Here is an 18318-nt window from a genome sequence, read left to right on the forward strand (position 1 = left end):
CATGAGCAACGACGTCGTCGACTACGCGGACGGCGCCGAGGATTCCGTTCTCGAACGGCTCCGCGCGGCGGCGGACGTCAGCGGTGGTTCAGCGGAGCTCGCCACGAACCTGGGTGGTTCGTGGGAGCTCAGCTACCACTTCTCACCCCAGCGGCTCGGGCTGCTCGCTCCGCTGAACATCCAGCCGGGGCAACGGGTTCTGGACGTCGGCTGCGGCAGCGGCGTCCTGAGCCGGGCCATGGGCGAGGCCGGGGCGGACGTAGTCGGCGTCGAGGGCGTGCCGTTGCGCGCGGCCGCGGCGCGGGAACGCTGCCGCGACCTGCCGGGTGTGCGGATCGTCGACAGTCCCGCCGTCGAACTGAGCAGGCACGGCACGTTCGACCTCGCGATGGTCTGCGGGGTGCTGGAGTACTGCGATCCCGAGCAGCTGCTGGGCGACGTCGCGGACGCGCTGGACGACGACGGCGCGCTGGTGCTGGCGATCGAGAACCAGATGGGACTCGGGTACCTGCTCGGCAGGGCGGAGGACCACCGCGGCAAGTCGTGGGTCGGCCCCGCCGGCTATCCGGGCTCCGGTGCGCGGACGTGGAACAGGCAGCGGCTCGGCGAACTGCTCGCGGACGCCGGCTTCACCGCCCAGCGCTGGCTGTTGCCGTACCCGGACTACAAGATCCCGCGGATCGTCGTGGACGCGGCGCTGCACGACCGTCCCGACGCACCCGAACTGATCGACAAGCTCGTGCGGGATCCGTTGCAGGGCGCGTTCGGCGGCACCACCGGCGCCGTCGCCGGGAGGCTGCCGCACCGGCTCGCCGTCGCGGACGGGTTCGGCGCGGCGGTGTCGCCCTCGTTCCTCGTCATCGCGGCGCGCACGCAGAAGTCCGTCGAACGGACCCTGCGGCCGGGCCTCGCCTGGATGGTCAACAACGGCAGGCTCCCGCAGTGGCGACGCTCGCGGACCCTGACCGCCGATCTCGACCTCGTGATGACCGACTGCCGCGAGACCTCGGCGGGCTGGCTGCGCCAGGTGCTGGTCGAACGCGACCCGGTGTTGCCCGGCGTCGCCCTGGACAGCCTGCTGCTCGACGCCTTGGCGGACAACGACCTTCCGGCGCTGCGCGACCGGTTGAAGCGGTGGCGCGAGTACTGCGCGGCGGACGCGCGGCCCGCCACCGACGCGGACGTGCGGCACCCGTTCCTGCCCGGCCGTGACGGTGTCGCGGTGCTGCCGCCGGACTGCCTCGACGTGCATCCGGGCAACTTCATCGTCGCCGGCGACGGGACGTACCACCGGATCGACCTGGAGTGGCAGGCCGAGTCCGGCGTGGACGCCGAACTGGCGCTGGTGCGGGCTTTGCTCGAGTTCGCTCGCGAGGTCCACCGCAGCGGCGCCGCGCATCCGTGGCCGGCGCAGTGGACGATCCGGCAGCTCACCGAGGAGCTGACCGAGCTCGCCGCACTGCCGGCGCCGAGGTGGGCCGACCTGCTTCCGGCCGAGGCGACGTTGCAGGAGCTGGTCAGCGGCACGGCGGCGGACGAGGTGCACGCCGCGTTGCTCAGCGAGCTCGACGTGCCCGGCAGGCCGAGGCTCTGGGAAGGGCCCGCGCTCACCGAACTGCAGGACGTCGCGAACTCGGTGCCGCAGCTGACCGCGCAGATCACCGACCTGAACGCACGAGCGGTCGAGCTGAACGCGCATGCCGTCGAGCTGACGGAAAAGCTGCACGAGCGCTCCCTCGAACTGGACGAGCTGCACGAGCAGTCGAACGCGGCCGCGGACACGTTGCGCGAGGAGATCAGCAGGCTGGACGACCTGGCCGGCAACTCGCTGATGGAGCTGGCCGACACCGACGCGCGCCTCGTCGAGCAGACCGCGCGTGCCGAACGGCTCGCCCAGGAGAACGCGGAACTGCGGGCCCGCCTGGACAAGCTGAACTCGTCGTCCATCGTCCACATAGGACGTGACTACGTCTGGCCCGCCGCCCGTGCGGTGCGCGGCACGCGTGACCTCCTGCTCGGCAGGGGCGGCGAGGAGACCGACGCGGTCCTGCGCCGCCTGGGCCCGATCGCACCGCTGGTCGGTGGCCGGATCCGCGAGGTGAGCAAGCAGAACCGCGCCGAACGGATGCACTACGAGGTCGAGGTTCCGGCGGACGAGATCGCGATCGGTCGCGGCCAGGTCGTCGAGCTCGAAGGCACGGCCGCGCACGACGATCTGCCGGTGCACGCCGTCGCCGTCCGCGCCGACGGCCGGACCTACCCCGGCACGATCGGTCACCCCGGCAACGGAATCCGGCTGCGCGTGCCCGTGCGCGCACGCACCTCACCGGGTTCTGTCGCGCTCGAACTCCTGGTGACGCTGGCGGACGGCACGATCTTCCGCTGCGACCTGCCGCCGTTGCGCGTCCGTCCACAGTCGACGGTCGAGCGCGTCGAGGCGTCCTGGCCCGCCACCGGGCCCAAGGTCGCGATCTGTCTAGCCACCTACAACCCGCCGAGGCACCACTTCGCCGCCCAGCTCGACTCGATCCGCGCGCAGACCCACGCGAACTGGGTGTGCGTGATCAGCGACGACAGCTCGGACGAGGCGGGCCTGGCCACGCTGCACGACGTCGTCGGCGACGACCCCCGTTTCATCGTGGTCGAGCACGAGCAGAACGCCGGTTTCTACGGCAACTTCGAGCGGGCGCTGCAACTCGTGCCCGCGGACGCGGAGTTCGTCGCGCTGTCCGACCAGGACGACCTGTGGGACGCCGACAAGATCGAGACGATGCTGGCGGAGTTCGCCGACCCGTCGGTGCTGCTGGCGTACTGCAACATGCGGCTGGTCGACGACAACGGCACGGTGATCACCGACCGCGTGTGGCAGGACAGGCCGGACCAGATCACCGACCTGGAGCAGTTGTTGCTGCTCAACACGGTGACCGGCGCGGCGAGCATGGTGCGCGCGGACGTGCTGGCAGAGCGCATGCTGCCGTTGCCGCCGAGCACTCCGGCGTCCTATCACGACCAGTGGCTGGCCGCGTGCGCGTTGTCGATCGGGCGGATCGCGTTCGTCGACCGCGCGCTGCACTCCTACCGCCAGCACGGCGCGAACGTCACCGGCTGGCAGGTGCCGCGCCTCGCCGACGGCCTGCCGGGCCTCAAGGGTCTGGCCAGGTACGCGCTCGGCCTGGACCAGGACGCGTTGGCGCACAAGCAACCTGAGCTCGACCACATCGTCGAGCACGAGACGCGCCGGATCGCGCAGTTCGCCACGGTGCTGCTGATGCGCAACCACGACCTGATGCCGCCGGAAACGGTCCAGCACGTCTCGCGGCTGACCACGGCCGAACGCAGGCTGTGGCCGCTGGTCCGGCTCGCGCTCGAAGGCGACCGCCCGGACACGGCGGGTGCCGAACGGAGGCTGCTCGCGGCCGCGTTGTTGCGGCGCGCCCAGCGTTAGCGGGTTCTCGCGGGCGCCAGACCGCATTCGACGAGCACGTCGTCCAGCACGTCGTCGCCCGCGCGCATGACGATCTGCGCCCACTCCTCCGCGCTCGCGAGCCGCGCGCGTTCGACGCCCGCACGCACCGCGTCCTCGCGCTTGCGGTCGCGCGCGTACCGCTTCTCCCACTTGAGGTGTGGCAGCACGTCCAGGCGCAGCACCCGGACGGCCTGAGGCTGCCACTCGGTGATCTCCTCCGCGGGCGTTGCCGGGCCGAGCGCGAGAACGACGTCGTAGAGGCCGACGCGTTCGCGGCTCCACGTCGCCGGTTCGGCGTCGGACACGACCTCGATCCCCGCCGAGCGCCAGTCCTGCTCGGGTTCCTCGGGCACGAACAGCGTGACGGCGGCCTCGCGGTCCCGTTCCCTGAGCTCGGTGAGCAGGGCCTCGTCGAGCTCTTCGCCGGCAACCACCAGGATCCGCGCGGAGGCGGGGTGGTCGCGCAGCCACCACAGCCGGTGGGTGTGCTCGTGGATGCCCAGCGACGGCGGGCGGTCCGCCAGATCCTCGGCGTGACGCTTGCGGAACACCTCGCGGTTGATGTCGGAGAGGCGTTCGGCCGTGGCCGTCGAGCTGGTGCCGTGCCGCACGTGCAGCACGCGTGACGCGGGCTGGACCCACACCTGCCAGCCGTGCCTGCGCAGCATGAACTGCAGATCGGTGTCCTCGTAGTAGGCGATGTGGTACTCGGGCGAGAACCCGCCGACCTCGTAGAACGCCTTGCGCCGCAACACCAGGCACGCGGCAGAGGCGTAGTCGACGACGCGCGGGTAGAACGAGTCGACGTCGTACTGCCCGTCGCCCCAGCCCCTGCTGTACGCGTCACCGCCGAGGAGGCTGCCCGCCTCCTGCACCCGTCCGTCGGGGAAGACCATCAACGGCGCGACCGCCGCGACCTCGGGCCTGCCGTCCAGGAACTCGAGCAGCGGAGGCAGCCAGCCCTCCGTCACCTCGACGTCGGCGTTGAGGAAGCAGACGAACTCGGTGCCCGCGTGCTCGACGCCGACGTTGCACCCCGCGCCGAACCCGAGGTTCTCCTCCAGCCGGACCACCGTCGCCCCGGTCAGGTTGTCCTCCAGCCACTGCCCGGTGCCGTCGGGCGACGCGCTGTCGACCACCACGACCTCGTACGGCTGGTCGGTGTGCTCGGCGAGGACCTCCAGGCAGCGTGCGGCCATCGGACCGCCGCCGTAGGTGACCAGCACGAACGTAACGCGGGGGCTCACCGTCCGCGCAGCTTTCCGTAGACGACGCGGGGCAGCCGCGACCACCGGTAGAGCTTGGTGCCGCGCATCGCCGCCAGTTCGGCCCGTTCCGCGGCCAGCGCGGCGAGCACGTCGCGATGGCGCTCCGCCAGCTCGGTGTGCAGCCGTCGTTCGGTGGCGAGGTCCGGTCCGACGTCGCCGCTGCGGCTGAGCATGTGCTCTATGACCGCCTCGCGTTCGGCGATCAACCGCGCGTGCAGCTGCTGGTGCGCCTTGCGCAGCGCACGGTTCTCCGCGGCGAGCATCGCGATGCGCGGCTCGACGGCGCCGGTGCGCGCGAACGCGTCCTCAGCCAGCCGCGCGACGGCGTTGAGGTGCTCGTCCAGCACCCGGACGGCCTTGGCGGACCTCTCCACCTTGAGCGCGCGCCGCATGGCCGTCACGAGCCTGCTGGGGGCCGTGGCGATCTGCTCCGCGCTGCCGAACTGCTCGACGGCGGGCCGGTCGACGCCCTTCGGGTCGAACAGCACCCAGGTCCGTTCGAACGACTGCGCGGCCGCCGCCACGTGTTCGTCGCCGGCCACCACCGCGGCCGCGTTCGCGATCAGGGCCAGCCGGTCCTCGACCACCGCGTCGTGCGGCAGCTCCGGCCAGCCGGTGTCCTCGGGTTTCGTGCCGGTGGGCATGACCACGACGTGGTCGATGGCCAGCAGTTCTGCGGCCTTGGCGACCGCGGGCCGCAATCGGACCAGCGGCGTGCCCGCGGTGACGTGCCAGAGCAGGTACCGGTGTTCGGGCAGCCTGCCGAGCTGCTGGAGGTGCTGCACGCGAGCGGTGAGGACCTCCGGCTCCACGAGCCGGTTGGCGAGCACGCCGAGGTTCGGCACGGCCTCCGCGTTCGGCCCGCCGTCCCTCGTCGACAGCACCTTGATGCCGGTCTGCCCGCCGCTCCTGACCGCGACCGCGACGGCGTTGCCGGGCAGTTCGGCGATCTCGACCGGCTCGGACGGCGACACGACGATCAGGTGGAAGTCGTCGGGCCCCACCGAACTGATCGGCAAGGCGCCCAGCCCGCCGTCGGCCCGGTGCGAGTGCTCCCGCCGGGCGAGCGGACTGATCCGCCAATCACCGAGGCGTTCGCGCAGCTCCCGTCCGAGGACGCGCACAGGCAACTGGTCGCCAAGCCCGTCCAGCTCGGTGCTGCACAGCAAGCCGAGTGCTCCCCCAATGGCGGTTTCTTCACGCACCGGTCGGACTCTACTGGTCAGACCCCGCCAAGACCGGCGAGTCGCCAAGGTGCAACCCACGACGAGTGCTACACGTCTAGTACGGGTGTAGGAGCCACTCGGAGGCGACACATGTTGATCACCGTGACGTTAGTCACATTGGGCGGTTTGGCGTTCTTGGTGCGAACCGTAGCGGTCCTCCTGGCCGTTTCCTCAACCAAGAAGGCCAACGATTACCCTGCGCCACAAACGTCCGCCAATTGAGATACTCGTTCGGAGTACGTCTTACGGCGGAACGTTGACTTACCGTACGATCCTTTCGGGTCGTATGACTGATCAGTCACCCGAAGGGGACCTCACAGGGGTAGGTGCGCCATGGACCACGCACTGAACAAGGTCATCGAGCTGCGCGAGAGTGGCTTTCAGTTCCTCCACCTGAGGGACGACGCCGGGCAGCTCGACCGCATCATGGCGTTCAAGCAGCGCAGAGGCTTCATCGACTCGATCCTGTTCTGGTCGGAGACGGAAGCGCGCGCAGGACGCCTGCCGGCGGTCCGCGACTCGGCCAGGCCGGCTCAGGCCGTGTGGATCTACGAGGGCCCGTTGGTCGAGGCCGTGGACAGGCTGCTGGACCTGCCTGAGCCCGGCGCTCGCAACGCACCGTCGTTGATGAAGGCGACCGCGTCCGATCTGGCTGTCGTGACGACGCTGCCGTTCAAGCTCAAGCTGCCGCCGGGGGCCATCGCCTAGGCGGGCTGTTAGTTGTTTTCGAAGTCGCCGCAGATTGCGGCGACTTTGAACCATGCCCGGATCAGGCACCCGATGACAAGGCTTGTCTTGTTCGTGAGCGGCCCTGGCGTGTCCAATACGACCAGAATCATGACGTTCGGTAGCACTCGTGGCCTACCTTTCTGCTGCGAGCCTTCGGATCCACTTCGCGGATTCGGCTGGGCTGAGCGCAACGACGGTCCCAGCGACGTGCTCGACGTACAGAATCTGTCGCCGTCACGAGGAACCGGCGTGTCCTCCGACTGAAACAGGCCTGGGATGAGCTTGGCCTGGTAGTTCCACCCCTTGGCGCCGTACATGTCGAGCATCGCTCGCAACGCGTGGATGTCCGGTAGCTGGCCGTTCTCGATGCGACTGAGCTTCTGAACGTTGTACACGCTGGCGTGCGCGCACGACTTCATGTCCCAGGCCGGAACGAAACCGGGGCTGTACGCGATATCCGTGTGGCGGGGCGAGGATCGGGTTTGCACCACCACATTGCGTTGGCGCCCCCTAAAGGATGAAGAACTTCCCTCGCCTGAGTTACGCAGCTTGATGTAGAGGGCCCGGACCCAGAAACGTTCGCGCCCATGAACCTCAGGAAGACCGTCGCGGGGGCCGCTGTTGCCCTCGGCAGCGCTACCGTCATGCTCGGCCTGGGTGGTATCGCACACGCGGACACCGGGTCCGCCGCCGCTCACACCGCGCCCGACCTGGGTGGCCAGCTGGGCGACATCGCGCAGGCAGGCGACCTCGCGCACGTCAACACCGCCGACGCCGCGGGCAAGATCCAGGCGATCAACGCGCAGGACGTGGACGTCAACGCGCTCGTCGAGAACGTCGACGCCGGCGCGACGGGCCTGCCGGCCTCCACGCTGCTCGGCCTGAACGAGCCGACCGGCGTGCCGACCGGTGCCGCGTCCGTCGACATCTGATCTGACCGACCAGCACTTCCTGGCCGGGGCGGCGCCCGATTCCCTCCCCCTCGAATCGGGCGCCGTTCCACTTTTTAGGAGCGGAACGTCTTGAGCATCAAGAAGATCGTCGCTTCCGCCGGTATCGCCGCGGGTGCGATCGCTGCGATGACGGGCACCGCGAGTGCCGCGCCGCAGCTTCCCGACGTCGACCCGATCGGCAAGGTCAGCGAGCTCGGCGACAGCGCCGGGGTCAGCACGCTGCACAACTTCGGTGGCAACGTGGAGATGATCCACGACGGCACCAGGGTCATCGGCGGCTAGAGCTACCGGCCTGCGGCGTAGCCCTGCGCGCCGCGTGCGTTCGCGCCTGCGCGCAGCAGTCCGTCGAAGGTATCCCTTGCCACGGCGGACATCCGGCCGAGAGTCCACTCGCCGGCGTCCACGACCTGGTGGCCACGCGATCGCAACGCATCCAGGACGTCCGCGCCGGCGCGGGACTCGATGACGAGTTCGCCCGGCGTCCAGGCCCTCGGGTAGAACGAGCTCGGGAACGCGTTCGAGTGCCACATCGGCGAGTCGATCGCCTCCTGCAGATTCAGGCCCGCGCGGTGCGCCAGCCAGAAGCCGAGCTGCCACTGGTCCTGCTGGTCGCCGCCGGGGGTGCCGAACGCCAGCGCGGGACGGCCGTCGCGCAACGCCATCGACGGCGACAGCGTGATCCTCGGACGCTTGCCGGGGGCCAGTGAGTTCGGCAGGTCCTTGTCCAGCCAGAACATCTGGGCGCGGCTGCCCAGGCAGAAGCCGAGCGACGGGATCGTCGGCGAGGACTGCAACCAACCGCCGGACGGGGTCGCGGAGACCATGTTGCCCCAACGGTCCACGACGTCCACGTGCACGGTGTCACCGCGCGTCACGCCGGAGCGTTCCACGGTCGGTTCGCCGATCGCACCGGTCGGGTCGGAGATCGCGACCGTAGGGCCGCTGATGATGTGGTTGGGCAGCAACGGTTCCCGGCCGTCGGGCGAGCCCGGCCGAAGCTCGAAGGACGCCGAGTCGGAGATCAGCGCACGGCGCTCGGAGGCGTAGGCGCGCGACAGCAGGGTCTCCAGCGGCACGTCCGGAACGTCGCCGTACCAGGCCTCGCGGTCGGCGAACGCCAGTTTCGCGGCCTCGACGGCGAGGTGCACGGTCTCCGCGGTGGGCTTGCCGTCCACATAGGACAGGTCGTACCCCTCCAGCAACCGCAGCTGCTGCGCCAGAACGGGTCCCTGCGTCCACGCGCCTGCCTTGACGAGCGACCACTCACCGAAGTCGGCGACGACCGCGTCCTCGTACGACGCCTCCCACGACGCCATGTCGGCACCGGTCAGCACACCCGCGTGATCACGACCGGAGTCGTCGCGGAACTCCGAACGGCAGAACTCGTCGATCTGCGCCGCGACGAACCCCTGCGACCAGGCCCGGCGCGCGGCCTCGATCTGCGCCTCGCGGTCGGAGCCGGCGGCCTCGGCGGCGGCGAGCAGCCACTCCCAGGTGTCGGCGAGCTTCGGATTGCGGAACCGGCCGCCGGGCGCCGGCAGGACGCCGTCGGGCATCCACTGCGCGGCGGACGTCGGCCAGTGGTCGCGGAAGAGTTCCGAGACGAGGCCGATGGTGTGCGCGGCGCGTTCGACCAGCGGGAAGCCGTCGCGGGCGTAGCCGATCGCCCGGTCGAGCACGTCACGCAACGACTTGGTGCCGTGGTCACGCAGCAGAGTGAGCCAGCCGTCCCACGCGCCGGGCACCGTCGCGGCCAGCAGCCCGCTGCCGGGCACCAGCGAAAGACCGAGATCCGTGTAGTGCTCGATCGACGCTCCGGCGGGCGCCACGCCCTGCCCGCAGAGCACGCGCGGGGCCGCTCCTGCGGCCGAGAAGATGATCGGCACCTCGCCGCCGGGGCCGTTGAGGTGCGGTTCCACCACCTGCAACACGAAACCGGCGGTCACGGCGGCGTCGAAGGCGTTGCCGCCGTCCTCCAGCACCGCCATGGCCGACGCGGAGGCGAGCCAGTGGGTCGAAGCGACCATGCCGAAGGTGCCGACGAGTTCGGGGCGCGTGGTGAACACATCCATAAAGGTACGCGAGGCTAACTATATTGCGTGACTCCAAGTGACGTATGCCCTAGGCCCGAACGGAGCAGCAACAGCTCGGCGTACGACTTTGGTCGTAGCGGACGGTGACAGATCTCCTACCAGAGGTCTACCGGCGCGGCCGATGTTTCGAACACCGTCGAACGGCACAGTTCTAGCCATGGGAATTCTGGGTGTCGCGACGATCTTCATCGGCCTCGCGCTCGTGGCGGCGGTGCCGTTGGTGGCCCTGCTCCACTGGACCGACCGTTGAGTTCGAGGTAACGAGCGTTAACCTCCTCGCGAGCAGTTCGCTTCGAGGAGGATGAAGGCATGGAGATCTCGGGTACCGCGGCCATCGTCACCGGTGGCGCGTCCGGTCTCGGCGGCGCGACCGCACGTGCGCTGGCGGCGCGTGGAGCGCAGGTTTTCGCTCTCGACCTGCCGAGCGCCATCGCGAACGCCGACGCGATCGAGAACGTCACCTACCTGGCCGCCGACGTGACGTCGGGCGAAGAGGTCCAGGCCGCCGTCGACACCGCGGCCGGTTCCGGCGCCCCGTTGCGCATCACGGTGAACTGCGCGGGCATCGGCCCGTCGTCCCGCACCGTCGGCAAGACCGGCCCGCATGACCTCGACCTCTACCGCAAGGTCATCGAGGTCAACCTGATCGGCTCGTTCAACGTCCTGCGCCTGGCCGCCGCGGCCATGGGCAAGACCGAGGAGCTGGAGCACGGCGCCCGCGGCGTCATCATCAACACCGCGTCGATCGCCGCGTTCGACGGCCAGATCGGCCAGGTCGCCTACGCCTCGTCCAAGGGCGGCGTCGTCGGCATGACCCTCCCGGCCGCCCGCGACCTGAGCAACGTCGGCATCCGCGTGCTCACCATCGCGCCCGGCATCGTCGACACCCCGATGCTCGCCACGGTCTCCGACGAGTTCCGCGCGGGCCTCGCCGCCGGCGTGCCGTTCCCGAAGCGCCTGGCCCAGCCGTCCGAGTACGCGCAGCTCGCGCTCTCGATCATCGAGCACGACTACCTGAACGGAGAGGTCATCCGCATGGACGGCGCTCTCCGCATGGCACCCCGCTAGAGCTCGCCCGCGAAGGGCAGACGGGACATGGCGTCCGAGGTCATCCACTCGCGCAGGCGATGGGTGGCCTGGACGTCGTCCTCGTTGTACTCCAGCAACCGCCGCCGCTGATCGGTGTCGAGCGCGTCGCCGTTCATCCCGACCGCGGACCGGTACCAGCGCATGGAGTTCTCGCCGCCGGCCTCGGGATCGCGCCACGAGAACCCGGCCACCGGCGCGATGACCTTCAGGCCCTTGCCGTGCGCGCACAGGAACTGCTCGCGGACGATGCCGAACAGGTCGACCCACGAGTCCGAGTTGATGAACTCCTTGATCTGCGCCACGGTCGGAATGCCGGGCTTGCCGGCGAACCGTTCCGCCGACGCCAGCAGCCAGCGGTTCTCCGCCAGCTCGTTGTAGCAGTAGGCGCGGAACGACAGCCCGCGCGCCTTGGCCCGCAACCGGATGCCGGTCAGCCAGGTCCAGAACTCGGCGAACGACCGCGCCTCGTCGTCGCACGGCAGCGGGTCCCACGTGACGAAGGCGCGGTAGCCGTGCTCCTCGTCGATGTCCTTTCCGGACAGCAGACAGCCCCACATGTACGCGCCGAGATCGCCGAAGCTCTCCATGTCGACGTCGACCTCGACGTCCGCGCGCGGCACGTTCATCTCGGGCACCCTGCGCACCAGAGTCAGGTCGCGCAGCCACGCCCGCGCCAGCACCACGGCGTCGCCGAACGGCATGCCGACGAGCTGGATCGGGCCCACGGCCGCGGGATCGAGCTCGGCCAGGTCGTCCACAGTGGACAGGCCGATCTTCCGCAACGCCACCGCGTCCTCGCCGCGCACGACGAGGCTGACGTCCCGGCCCTGCTTGAGATCGTTGTCGCAGGTGGGCCACCACGGGCACGTCTTGCAGTCGACGATCCGCGACGGCCGGGCGAGTGGTTCCCGCTCGTTCGCCGCCGCCAGCGCCACGGCCAGCCGGTCGCTGAACCGGGCGTCGTACTCGGCCAGCGCGTTGCGGCCGCCCGGCCACGTCGGCGCCTCCAGGTCGTGCCACAGCACCACGTCGGCGTCCATGCCGATCACGCCGCCCGTGGCGCGGCCGTTGCGCGCGTAGCCGGCGGCCTGCAGCTGCCGTTGCGCGTGGGCCAGCCGCAGCTGATCACGAGGCTGGGGACGGACCTTGCGGTGCGGGTCCGTGCGGCTGCCGTCGGGCAACGGCATCGTCAACGGGCTCGTGCGAGCGCCCTGGCCGGGATCGGTGATCTTGTGCCGGACCACGAGCACCGGCACGTAGCCGGAGGAATCCCTGACCAGCAGGTCGATTCCGCCACGACGGCCACCGCGTGGATCACGGGGCAGGGCGGCGCCCCAGATGTACTGGGCGCCCATCTCCATCGCCGCGAGCGTCACCCGTTCCCGGTCCGCGCTGCGCACATCGGGTCCGCTCGGCACCTCGAAGAGGTTCGAGCCGACGATCCTGCCGAGCGCGTCCGCCACCGCACGCCGATGGTTGGTCGCGTCCGCTTTCCGTTGTTCCGAAGCCGGATCTGGCGCCGCCTTGGGAACGTCGCGCATGTCCGGATCGTTTTCGAGGTGCACCCGCCGCCGACAACGAGTGACCACGCCGGCGTCTAGCTGCACCTGGGAAGTCACAGGATGAGGGTATGTCGCGCGTCGAGGAGATGTGTCGGCAACCTGGGCAGTAAGTTTCACGTGACGGAGGAGGTGTACCCGAATGGCGCGCAAAGCGAAGGCCGGCTTCACGCCCAGCAGGGCCAAGAGCCTGGTCGGTGTCGCGAAGGTGGTGGCCCCCGCGCTCATTCCGGTGCTGGCCCCCGTGATCGCCCGCGGAGCTGGGGTTTTGAGCGAGCAGTACGACCGCTATCGGGCCCGTCGGCTCGGTATCGACGTCGCCGACATCGGTAAGTACTCCGGATACGGCGCACGGCTGCACGCGCGAATTGTCGGCTTCTCCGAGTCGATGGAGACATTGCGGGCAACTGATTCCGATTGGGTTTCGAAGACCGAGGCGCGACTCGCTCAGCTCCTCGCCGCGGTGCGCGCGTCCGAGCGCATGCCGACGGCCCGGCGCAAAGCAGCGCACCGGGCCGTCGGAACTGATCTGGAGATGCTGGAGCAGGAGTTGCTCAGGCGTCTGAACGTGCGCTGACGTCCGGTTTCCTTCCGGTCACCTCGGCCACGGCCTTGACCGCCGCCTCCTCGACCACCTGACCGGGGTCGAGATGCGCGGTGACCTCCTCCATCACCTCGGCGACCCGTTCCTCGCGCCTGATCATCGGGTCGGAGCGCAGGTCCTTGGCCAGTGACACGCAGAGCCCGATCATCACGACCATGAACGGCAGCGCCGCGATGATCGTCAGGTTCTGCAGCCCTGTCAGCGCATCGGACCCGCCGACCAGCAGCATCACCGCCGCGACGGCACCGGTCACCACGCCCCAGAAGATCACCACGGGCTTCGTCGGCCGGATGGTGCCCTCCTGCGAGAGCGTTCCCATCACGATCGACGCGGCGTCGGCCCCGGACACGAAGAAGATCGCCACCAGGAGCATCACGACGACCCCGGCGACGGCGGCCAGCGGGAACTGGTCCAGCAGCGAGAACAACTGCGATTCCGAAGTGGACTGACCGGCGAGGTCGATGCCGTTGCGCTGTTCGAAGATGGCCGTGCCGCCCAGGATCGCGAACCACACCAGCGACACCGCGGACGGCACCAGGATCACGCCGGCGACGAACTGCTTGATCGTGCGGCCACGCGAGATGCGCGCGATGAACATGCCGACGAACGGCGTCCACGAGATCCACCACGCCCAGTAGAAGATCGTCCAGCCGGACAGCCAGGTCTCGGTCGCGTCGCCACCGGAGGCGGCGGTGCGGCCGGCCATCGTCGCGAGCTCGCGGAAGTAGTCACCGAGTGCGGTGGGCAGCAGGTTCAGGATGAACACGGTCGGGCCCACGACGAACAGGAACAGCGCCAGCACCACGGCCAGCACCATGTTGATGTTCGACAGCCACTGGATGCCCTTGGCGACACCCGAGACGGCGGACGCGACGAACGCCACGGTCAGGATCGCGATGATCGCGACCAGGACGCCCTTGCCCACGTCACCGGCCCAGCCCGCCGCCTCCAGCCCGCTCCCGATCTGCAGGGCACCGAGACCGAGGGAGGCGGCCGAGCCGAACAGGGTCGCGAAGATCGCCATGACGTCGATCGCACGGCCCCAGCCGGAGGCGGCGCGCTTGCCCAGCAGCGGCGCGAAGGCCGAGCTGATCAGCGAGTTCCTGCCCCGGCGGAAGCTGCTGTAGGCGATGGCGATGCCGACGATGGCGTAGATCGCCCACGGGTGCAGCGTCCAGTGGAACAACGTGGTCGCCATCGCGGTCTCCAACGGATCTCCGTCGGAACCGGGCGGCGGCTTCACGAAGTGCGTCAGCGGCTCGTTGACGCCGTAGAACATGAGCCCGATGCCCATACCCGCGCTGAACATCATCGCGACCCAGGACACGGTCTTGAACTCGGGTTTCTCGTCGTCCTGGCCGAGCGGGATCTTGCCGTAGCGGCTGAACGCGAGCCACAACGCGAAGACCACGAAGCCGGTGGCGGAGAGCACGAAGGCCCATCCCAGATGCTGGATGATCCATCCCAGCGCAGCCTTCGAGGCGGCTGCCAGACTCTCGGTACCGACGATTCCCCAGGTCACGAACGCAAGCGTGAGACCTGCGGCAACGCCGAACACAACCCGGTCGGTACGGCCCGGCTTGTCGCATTGAACGGTCATGCGGCCCTAGATACCCACTCATAGACCGGGCCAAACTCCTCCGATTACCCTCAACCTCGTGAGCACACGGACGAGTGAGTTGCGCACCCTTCGTGGTGCCGCACTCGCGCTGACGTCTGCCGCGCTCACGATCACCGCCCACGGGCTGGGCGGCGGCGAGATCTCCGAGTTCATCCACGCACTGCCGCTGGTGGTGCTGATCGCGTTCGCGGCGGCGTCACTGGCCGACAAGCGCACCGGACGAATCTCGGTCATCGCCGGGCTCGGCACGGCCCAGCTCGCTCAGCACCTGCTGCTGACCTGGGTCAACCACGAGCACACCACCACGCTGACCGGGCAGATGTTCGTGGCGCACCTCGTGGCCGCGACGCTGACCGGTCTGTTGCTGTTCCACGCCGAGAACGCCCTGTTCAGGCTGTTCGCCGCCGTCACCCGCCTGATCCCCCGCAGGCTCACGCCGCTGCCGGTCTCCACGCCGATGCGGACGTTCCCCCGCACGCCGTACCTCCAGAACGCGCACCACCTGGAGTTGTCGCGGGCGAATGGGCGGCGCGGCCCGCCCTGTGACTCCTGATCATCCGTATCCCTCTGCAGACCCCTTTGGCATCAGGAGCCACAACTTCATGTCTACAAATCGATTTGGCGTGCGCACGCTCGCCGTTGCCGCCGTTGCCGGATTCGCCGTGCTCGGCACGCCGACCATCGCATCGGCGCACGTCAGCGCCCAGCCCGCGGAGTTCACCCAGGGCGGCCGCGCCACCTTCGCGTTCCGCGTCCCGAACGAGCGCGACAACGCAGGCACCACCAAGATCGAGGTGACGCTGCCGCAGGACACGCCGCTCACGTCGGTGCGCACCAAGCCGCTGGCCGGCTGGAAGGCCGAGGTCGTCAAGGGCAAGCTCGACAAGCCCGTGACGCTCGCCGGCAAGGAGGTCACCGAGGCGTTCAAGACGATCACCTGGACCGCCGAGCCCGGCGTGAAGATCAACGTCAACGAGTACCAGGAGTTCTTCGTCGCCATCGGCACGCTGCCGGAGGGCAAGGACAAGCTCGAACTCCCGACCAAGCAGACCTACGAGAACGGCGAGGTCGTGGACTGGGCCCAGGCCGCCGGTGCGGACGGCAAGGAGCCGGAGCACCCGGCGCCCGCGCTGAAGCTCGCCCCGAAGGCAGCCGCCGGTGACGACCACGGCCACGGCACGACCCCGGCCGCCAACAGCACCGAGACGCACGAGGCGTCCGCTGCCGGTTCCGACAAGACCGCCCGCTACCTCGGTGGCGCCGGTCTGGCCGTCGGTGCGCTCGGCCTCGGCTTCGGCGTCGGCGCGATCCTCCGTTCGAGGCGCAAGGCATGAAGCGCGCTCTGATCGCTTTCCTGTTCGCTGGTGCGGCCGTGCTCGCCACGGCCGCCCCTGCGGCGGCGCACAACGCACTGATCGGCAGTGACCCGAAGGACAAGACCTCGCTGGAGGTCGGCCCGTCGACCGTCACGCTGACGTTCGACCAGGACGTGCAGGGCGGCCAGGGCATCAACGCGATCTCGGTCGTCGACGCGAACGGCGGCCACTACGAGGTCGCCGGCGACCCGACGATCAAGGACACCGCGGTCTCCGCGAAGGTCAACGCCCTGGGCAAGGCCGGCGAGTACAAGATCGGCTACCGCATCCTGTCCGCGGACGGGCACCCCGTCTCCGGTGAGCTGACGTTCACGCTCACGAAGGACGGCACGGGCACGCCTGCCGCGGCGCCGAGCAACGCCACGTCCGGCGACTCGGGTTCGAGCGACGGCCTGCCCATCTGGGTGTGGATCGTCGGCGCCGTGGTGCTGCTCGGCGGCGGCGTGTTCTTCGCCCTGCGCGGTGGCGGAGGCGGAGGCGCGAAGGTATGAGCGACGTCCGGACCGCCGCCCCCACCCACTACCGCGTGCTCGCCGGACTCGTGTTCGGCGCACTCGGAGGCATCGCGCTCGGCCTCGTGCTGGCACCACCCGTCGTGGTCGCCGGGGTCGTCGACGCCGGGGCGGCGGTCCGGTACGGCCTGCCGGTCACACGGGTGCTGCTCGACATCTCGGCGACGGTCGTCGTCGGGCTGTCGATCCTGCCGAAGCTGCTCGGCTTCGACCGGCCGACGCACACCGAACCGGTCATGCGGCTGGCCCGGCCGGCCGCGGTGATCGCCGCCGCCGTCTGGGTGGTCGCCGCCCTGCTGGCGATCGTCCTGCAGGCCGCCGAACTGCGGCCGGGCAGTGACGTCAGCATCGGCAACGCCATTGACTACATCGCGAACGTGGGCGCCGGAAAGGGCCTGCTGTTCAGCGCTTCCTGCGCGTTCGTCTACCTGATCGTCGGTGTGATGGCCGTGCGCAGCGGCGAGTCCGTGCCCGCTGAGCTGCGGATTCTCGTCTCGATGTTCGGGCTGCTGCCGATCCCGGTGACCGGGCACGCCTCCAACTGGAAGTACCACGACTACTCGATGGTCTCCATGGAGCTGCACGTGCTGGGCGCCGCCGCGTGGACCGGCGGGCTCGGCGCGTTGATGGCGCTGGTCGCCTACCGCAAGGGACTGCTGGCGATCGCGTTGCCGAAGTTCTCGAAGATCGCGACCGTCAGCCTGATCGTCGTCGCGGTCACGGGCCTGTTCAACGGGTTGCTGGAGCTGATCCTCAACCCGATCGTGCCGTTCCCGCAGTCGCTGTTCACGACCGGCTACGGCCTGCTGTTCCTGGGCAAGGCCGTGTGCGCGGGACTGATCGCGGTGCTCGGCGCGCACATCCGGTGGCGGTTGCTGCCGAAGATCTCCCAGCACAAGGTCACCGCGATCGTGCAGTGGGCGATCCTGGAGGTGACCATCATGGGCGTCGCGTTCGGCCTCGCCGTGATCCTGAGCCGCGCTCCGGTCAGCTGAACCCCGTCGCGACCCTGACCAGGTCGGCGACGGCACGCGACCTGCTGTGCGGCGGCCACGCGATCACCGTCGTCACCTTCGGCGCGTCCACCACCGGTACCGCGGCCAGGCCTTCGAGCAGGCCCGAGCGGACGACGTCCGGCATGACCGCGACCGCACGGCCGAGCGAGATCAGCTGGAACAGCTGCGTCAGGTTGTGCACCTCCACGCCGGGACCGGGAAGGTAGCTGCCGTCGGGTTCCGGCCAGCGCACGAGTTCCGGCAGGTCGACGACGTCGGCCATCCGCAACTGCCCGGCGTCGGCCAGCGGGTGCGAGGCCGCGAGGATCGCGAACTGGCTCTCGGTGTGCAAGGGCTCGACGTCGAGCCCGGCGGTCGAGTCGTAGGGCTCGTGCAGGATCGCCACGTCCGCCCGGCCGTCGAGCAGCGGTTGCCGGGTGTGGGTCTCGCACAACAGCAGGTCGACGGCGACCGCGCCGGGTTCGGCGGCGTAGGCGTCGAGCAGCTTCGCCAGCAGCTCGCTGGAGCCACCTGCCTTGGCCGCCAGCACCAGCGAAGGCCTTTCGACGGTGCGGGTGCGCCTCTCCGCCGCGGCCACCGCCCCGAGGATCGCTCTGCCTTCTGCCAGCAGCACCGCGCCCGCGTCGGTGAGCGAGACCTTGCGACTGGTGCGGGTCAGCAACGCGACGCCGAGCCGTTGTTCGAGCTGGGCGATCGTCCGCGACAACGGCGGCTGGGCGATGCCGAGACGGTCGGCGGCGCGGCCGAAGTGCAGTTCTTCCGCCACCGCGACGAAGTACCGGAGCTCTCTGGTCTCCACCCGGCCA

The 18318-nt window shown here is 69.7% G+C and carries 17 protein-coding genes; 10 read left to right on the forward strand and 7 right to left on the reverse strand.

Annotated features, from left to right (window positions below):
* Nucleotide 1: 1 nt before the first annotated feature.
* The gene (locus SK854_RS18260) at nucleotides 2-3445 is read left to right on the forward strand and encodes a glycosyltransferase (RefSeq protein WP_319976304.1); all 3444 of its coding nucleotides are present in this window, start codon (nucleotides 2-4) and stop codon (nucleotides 3443-3445) included.
* Here the strand turns inward: SK854_RS18260 and SK854_RS18265 are convergent.
* Complete coding sequence (locus tag SK854_RS18265) at nucleotides 3442-4713, reverse strand: glycosyltransferase family 2 protein (protein ID WP_319976305.1); 1272 nt, start codon at nucleotides 4711-4713, stop codon at nucleotides 3442-3444. The two genes, SK854_RS18260 and SK854_RS18265, sit on opposite strands and share 4 nt — an antisense overlap.
* On the reverse strand, nucleotides 4710-5939 hold the full coding sequence (locus SK854_RS18270) for a hypothetical protein (RefSeq protein WP_319976306.1): 1230 nt from the start codon (nucleotides 5937-5939) through the stop codon (nucleotides 4710-4712). The genes SK854_RS18265 and SK854_RS18270 overlap by 4 nt, the downstream gene beginning before the upstream one ends.
* A 354-nt stretch (nucleotides 5940-6293) precedes the next feature.
* Between SK854_RS18270 and SK854_RS18275 the strand changes: the two genes are divergently transcribed.
* A complete protein-coding gene (locus tag SK854_RS18275) occupies nucleotides 6294-6668 on the forward strand; it encodes a hypothetical protein (RefSeq protein ID WP_093594958.1) in 375 nt (124 codons plus the stop codon).
* Nucleotides 6669-6676: 8 nt separating this feature from the next.
* On the opposite strand, the gene SK854_RS18280 is transcribed toward SK854_RS18275, so the two are convergent.
* Complete coding sequence (locus SK854_RS18280) at nucleotides 6677-7084, reverse strand: hypothetical protein (protein WP_319976307.1); 408 nt, start codon at nucleotides 7082-7084, stop codon at nucleotides 6677-6679.
* A gap of 192 nt (nucleotides 7085-7276) precedes the next feature.
* Here SK854_RS18280 and SK854_RS18285 point away from each other — a divergent pair, with 192 nt between their 5' ends.
* Entirely contained in the window at nucleotides 7277-7621 is a 345-nt protein-coding gene (locus tag SK854_RS18285; protein WP_319976308.1) for a hypothetical protein, read from the forward strand.
* A gap of 90 nt (nucleotides 7622-7711) precedes the next feature.
* The gene (locus SK854_RS18290) at nucleotides 7712-7924 is read left to right on the forward strand and encodes a hypothetical protein (RefSeq protein WP_319976309.1); all 213 of its coding nucleotides are present in this window, start codon (nucleotides 7712-7714) and stop codon (nucleotides 7922-7924) included.
* Between the two features lie 2 nt (nucleotides 7925-7926).
* On the opposite strand, the gene SK854_RS18295 is transcribed toward SK854_RS18290, so the two are convergent.
* Complete coding sequence (locus SK854_RS18295) at nucleotides 7927-9708, reverse strand: gamma-glutamyltransferase family protein (protein ID WP_319976310.1); 1782 nt, start codon at nucleotides 9706-9708, stop codon at nucleotides 7927-7929.
* Between the two features lie 336 nt (nucleotides 9709-10044).
* Between SK854_RS18295 and SK854_RS18300 the strand changes: the two genes are divergently transcribed.
* On the forward strand, nucleotides 10045-10803 hold the full coding sequence (locus SK854_RS18300) for an SDR family NAD(P)-dependent oxidoreductase (protein ID WP_319976311.1): 759 nt from the start codon (nucleotides 10045-10047) through the stop codon (nucleotides 10801-10803).
* On the opposite strand, the gene SK854_RS18305 is transcribed toward SK854_RS18300, so the two are convergent.
* Entirely contained in the window at nucleotides 10800-12443 is a 1644-nt protein-coding gene (locus SK854_RS18305) for a TM0106 family RecB-like putative nuclease (RefSeq protein WP_319976312.1), read from the reverse strand. The two genes, SK854_RS18300 and SK854_RS18305, sit on opposite strands and share 4 nt — an antisense overlap.
* Before the next feature lie 82 nt (nucleotides 12444-12525).
* Between SK854_RS18305 and SK854_RS18310 the strand changes: the two genes are divergently transcribed.
* Nucleotides 12526-12960: a DUF6474 family protein gene (locus tag SK854_RS18310; RefSeq protein ID WP_319976313.1), complete on the forward strand. Its 435-nt coding sequence runs from the start codon at nucleotides 12526-12528 to the stop codon at nucleotides 12958-12960.
* On the opposite strand, the gene SK854_RS18315 is transcribed toward SK854_RS18310, so the two are convergent.
* Nucleotides 12938-14587: a BCCT family transporter gene (locus tag SK854_RS18315; RefSeq protein WP_319976314.1), complete on the reverse strand. Its 1650-nt coding sequence runs from the start codon at nucleotides 14585-14587 to the stop codon at nucleotides 12938-12940. The genes SK854_RS18310 and SK854_RS18315 overlap by 23 nt on opposite strands.
* A 58-nt stretch (nucleotides 14588-14645) precedes the next feature.
* Here SK854_RS18315 and SK854_RS18320 point away from each other — a divergent pair, with 58 nt between their 5' ends.
* From SK854_RS18320 to SK854_RS18335, 4 genes are all read left to right on the forward strand, one after another.
* Nucleotides 14646-15161 carry a hypothetical protein gene (locus tag SK854_RS18320; RefSeq protein ID WP_319976316.1) on the forward strand — a complete coding sequence of 172 codons (516 nt, stop codon included), beginning with the start codon at nucleotides 14646-14648 and terminating at the stop codon, nucleotides 15159-15161.
* A gap of 70 nt (nucleotides 15162-15231) precedes the next feature.
* On the forward strand, nucleotides 15232-15942 hold the full coding sequence (locus SK854_RS18325; protein WP_319976317.1) for a YcnI family copper-binding membrane protein: 711 nt from the start codon (nucleotides 15232-15234) through the stop codon (nucleotides 15940-15942).
* A complete protein-coding gene (locus SK854_RS18330) occupies nucleotides 15939-16475 on the forward strand; it encodes a copper resistance CopC family protein (RefSeq protein ID WP_319976318.1) in 537 nt (178 codons plus the stop codon). The genes SK854_RS18325 and SK854_RS18330 overlap by 4 nt, the downstream gene beginning before the upstream one ends.
* Nucleotides 16472-17491, forward strand: coding sequence for a copper resistance D family protein (locus SK854_RS18335; RefSeq protein WP_319976319.1), 1020 nt, complete (start codon nucleotides 16472-16474; stop codon nucleotides 17489-17491). The genes SK854_RS18330 and SK854_RS18335 overlap by 4 nt, the downstream gene beginning before the upstream one ends.
* Here the strand turns inward: SK854_RS18335 and SK854_RS18340 are convergent.
* Nucleotides 17484-18311, reverse strand: coding sequence for a LysR family transcriptional regulator (locus tag SK854_RS18340; protein WP_319976320.1), 828 nt, complete (start codon nucleotides 18309-18311; stop codon nucleotides 17484-17486). The two genes, SK854_RS18335 and SK854_RS18340, sit on opposite strands and share 8 nt — an antisense overlap.
* Nucleotides 18312-18318: the final 7 nt, after the last annotated feature.

It is taken from the genome of Lentzea sokolovensis, assembly GCF_033949975.1.
GTDB classification, from domain to species: domain Bacteria; phylum Actinomycetota; class Actinomycetes; order Mycobacteriales; family Pseudonocardiaceae; genus Lentzea; species Lentzea sokolovensis.

Coding starts and splice junctions, on each gene's coding strand:
- SK854_RS18310 (WP_319976313.1), top strand. CDS start 12,526: ATGGCGCGCAAAGCGAAGGCCGGCTTCACGCCCAGCAGGGCCAAGAGC.
- SK854_RS18330 (WP_319976318.1), top strand. CDS start 15,939: ATGAAGCGCGCTCTGATCGCTTTCCTGTTCGCTGGTGCGGCCGTGCTC.
- SK854_RS18300 (WP_319976311.1), top strand. CDS start 10,045: ATGGAGATCTCGGGTACCGCGGCCATCGTCACCGGTGGCGCGTCCGGT.
- SK854_RS18260 (WP_319976304.1), top strand. CDS start 2: ATGAGCAACGACGTCGTCGACTACGCGGACGGCGCCGAGGATTCCGTT.
- SK854_RS18315 (WP_319976314.1), bottom strand. CDS start 14,587: ATGACCGTTCAATGCGACAAGCCGGGCCGTACCGACCGGGTTGTGTTC.
- SK854_RS18335 (WP_319976319.1), top strand. CDS start 16,472: ATGAGCGACGTCCGGACCGCCGCCCCCACCCACTACCGCGTGCTCGCC.
- SK854_RS18275 (WP_093594958.1), top strand. CDS start 6,294: ATGGACCACGCACTGAACAAGGTCATCGAGCTGCGCGAGAGTGGCTTT.
- SK854_RS18285 (WP_319976308.1), top strand. CDS start 7,277: ATGAACCTCAGGAAGACCGTCGCGGGGGCCGCTGTTGCCCTCGGCAGC.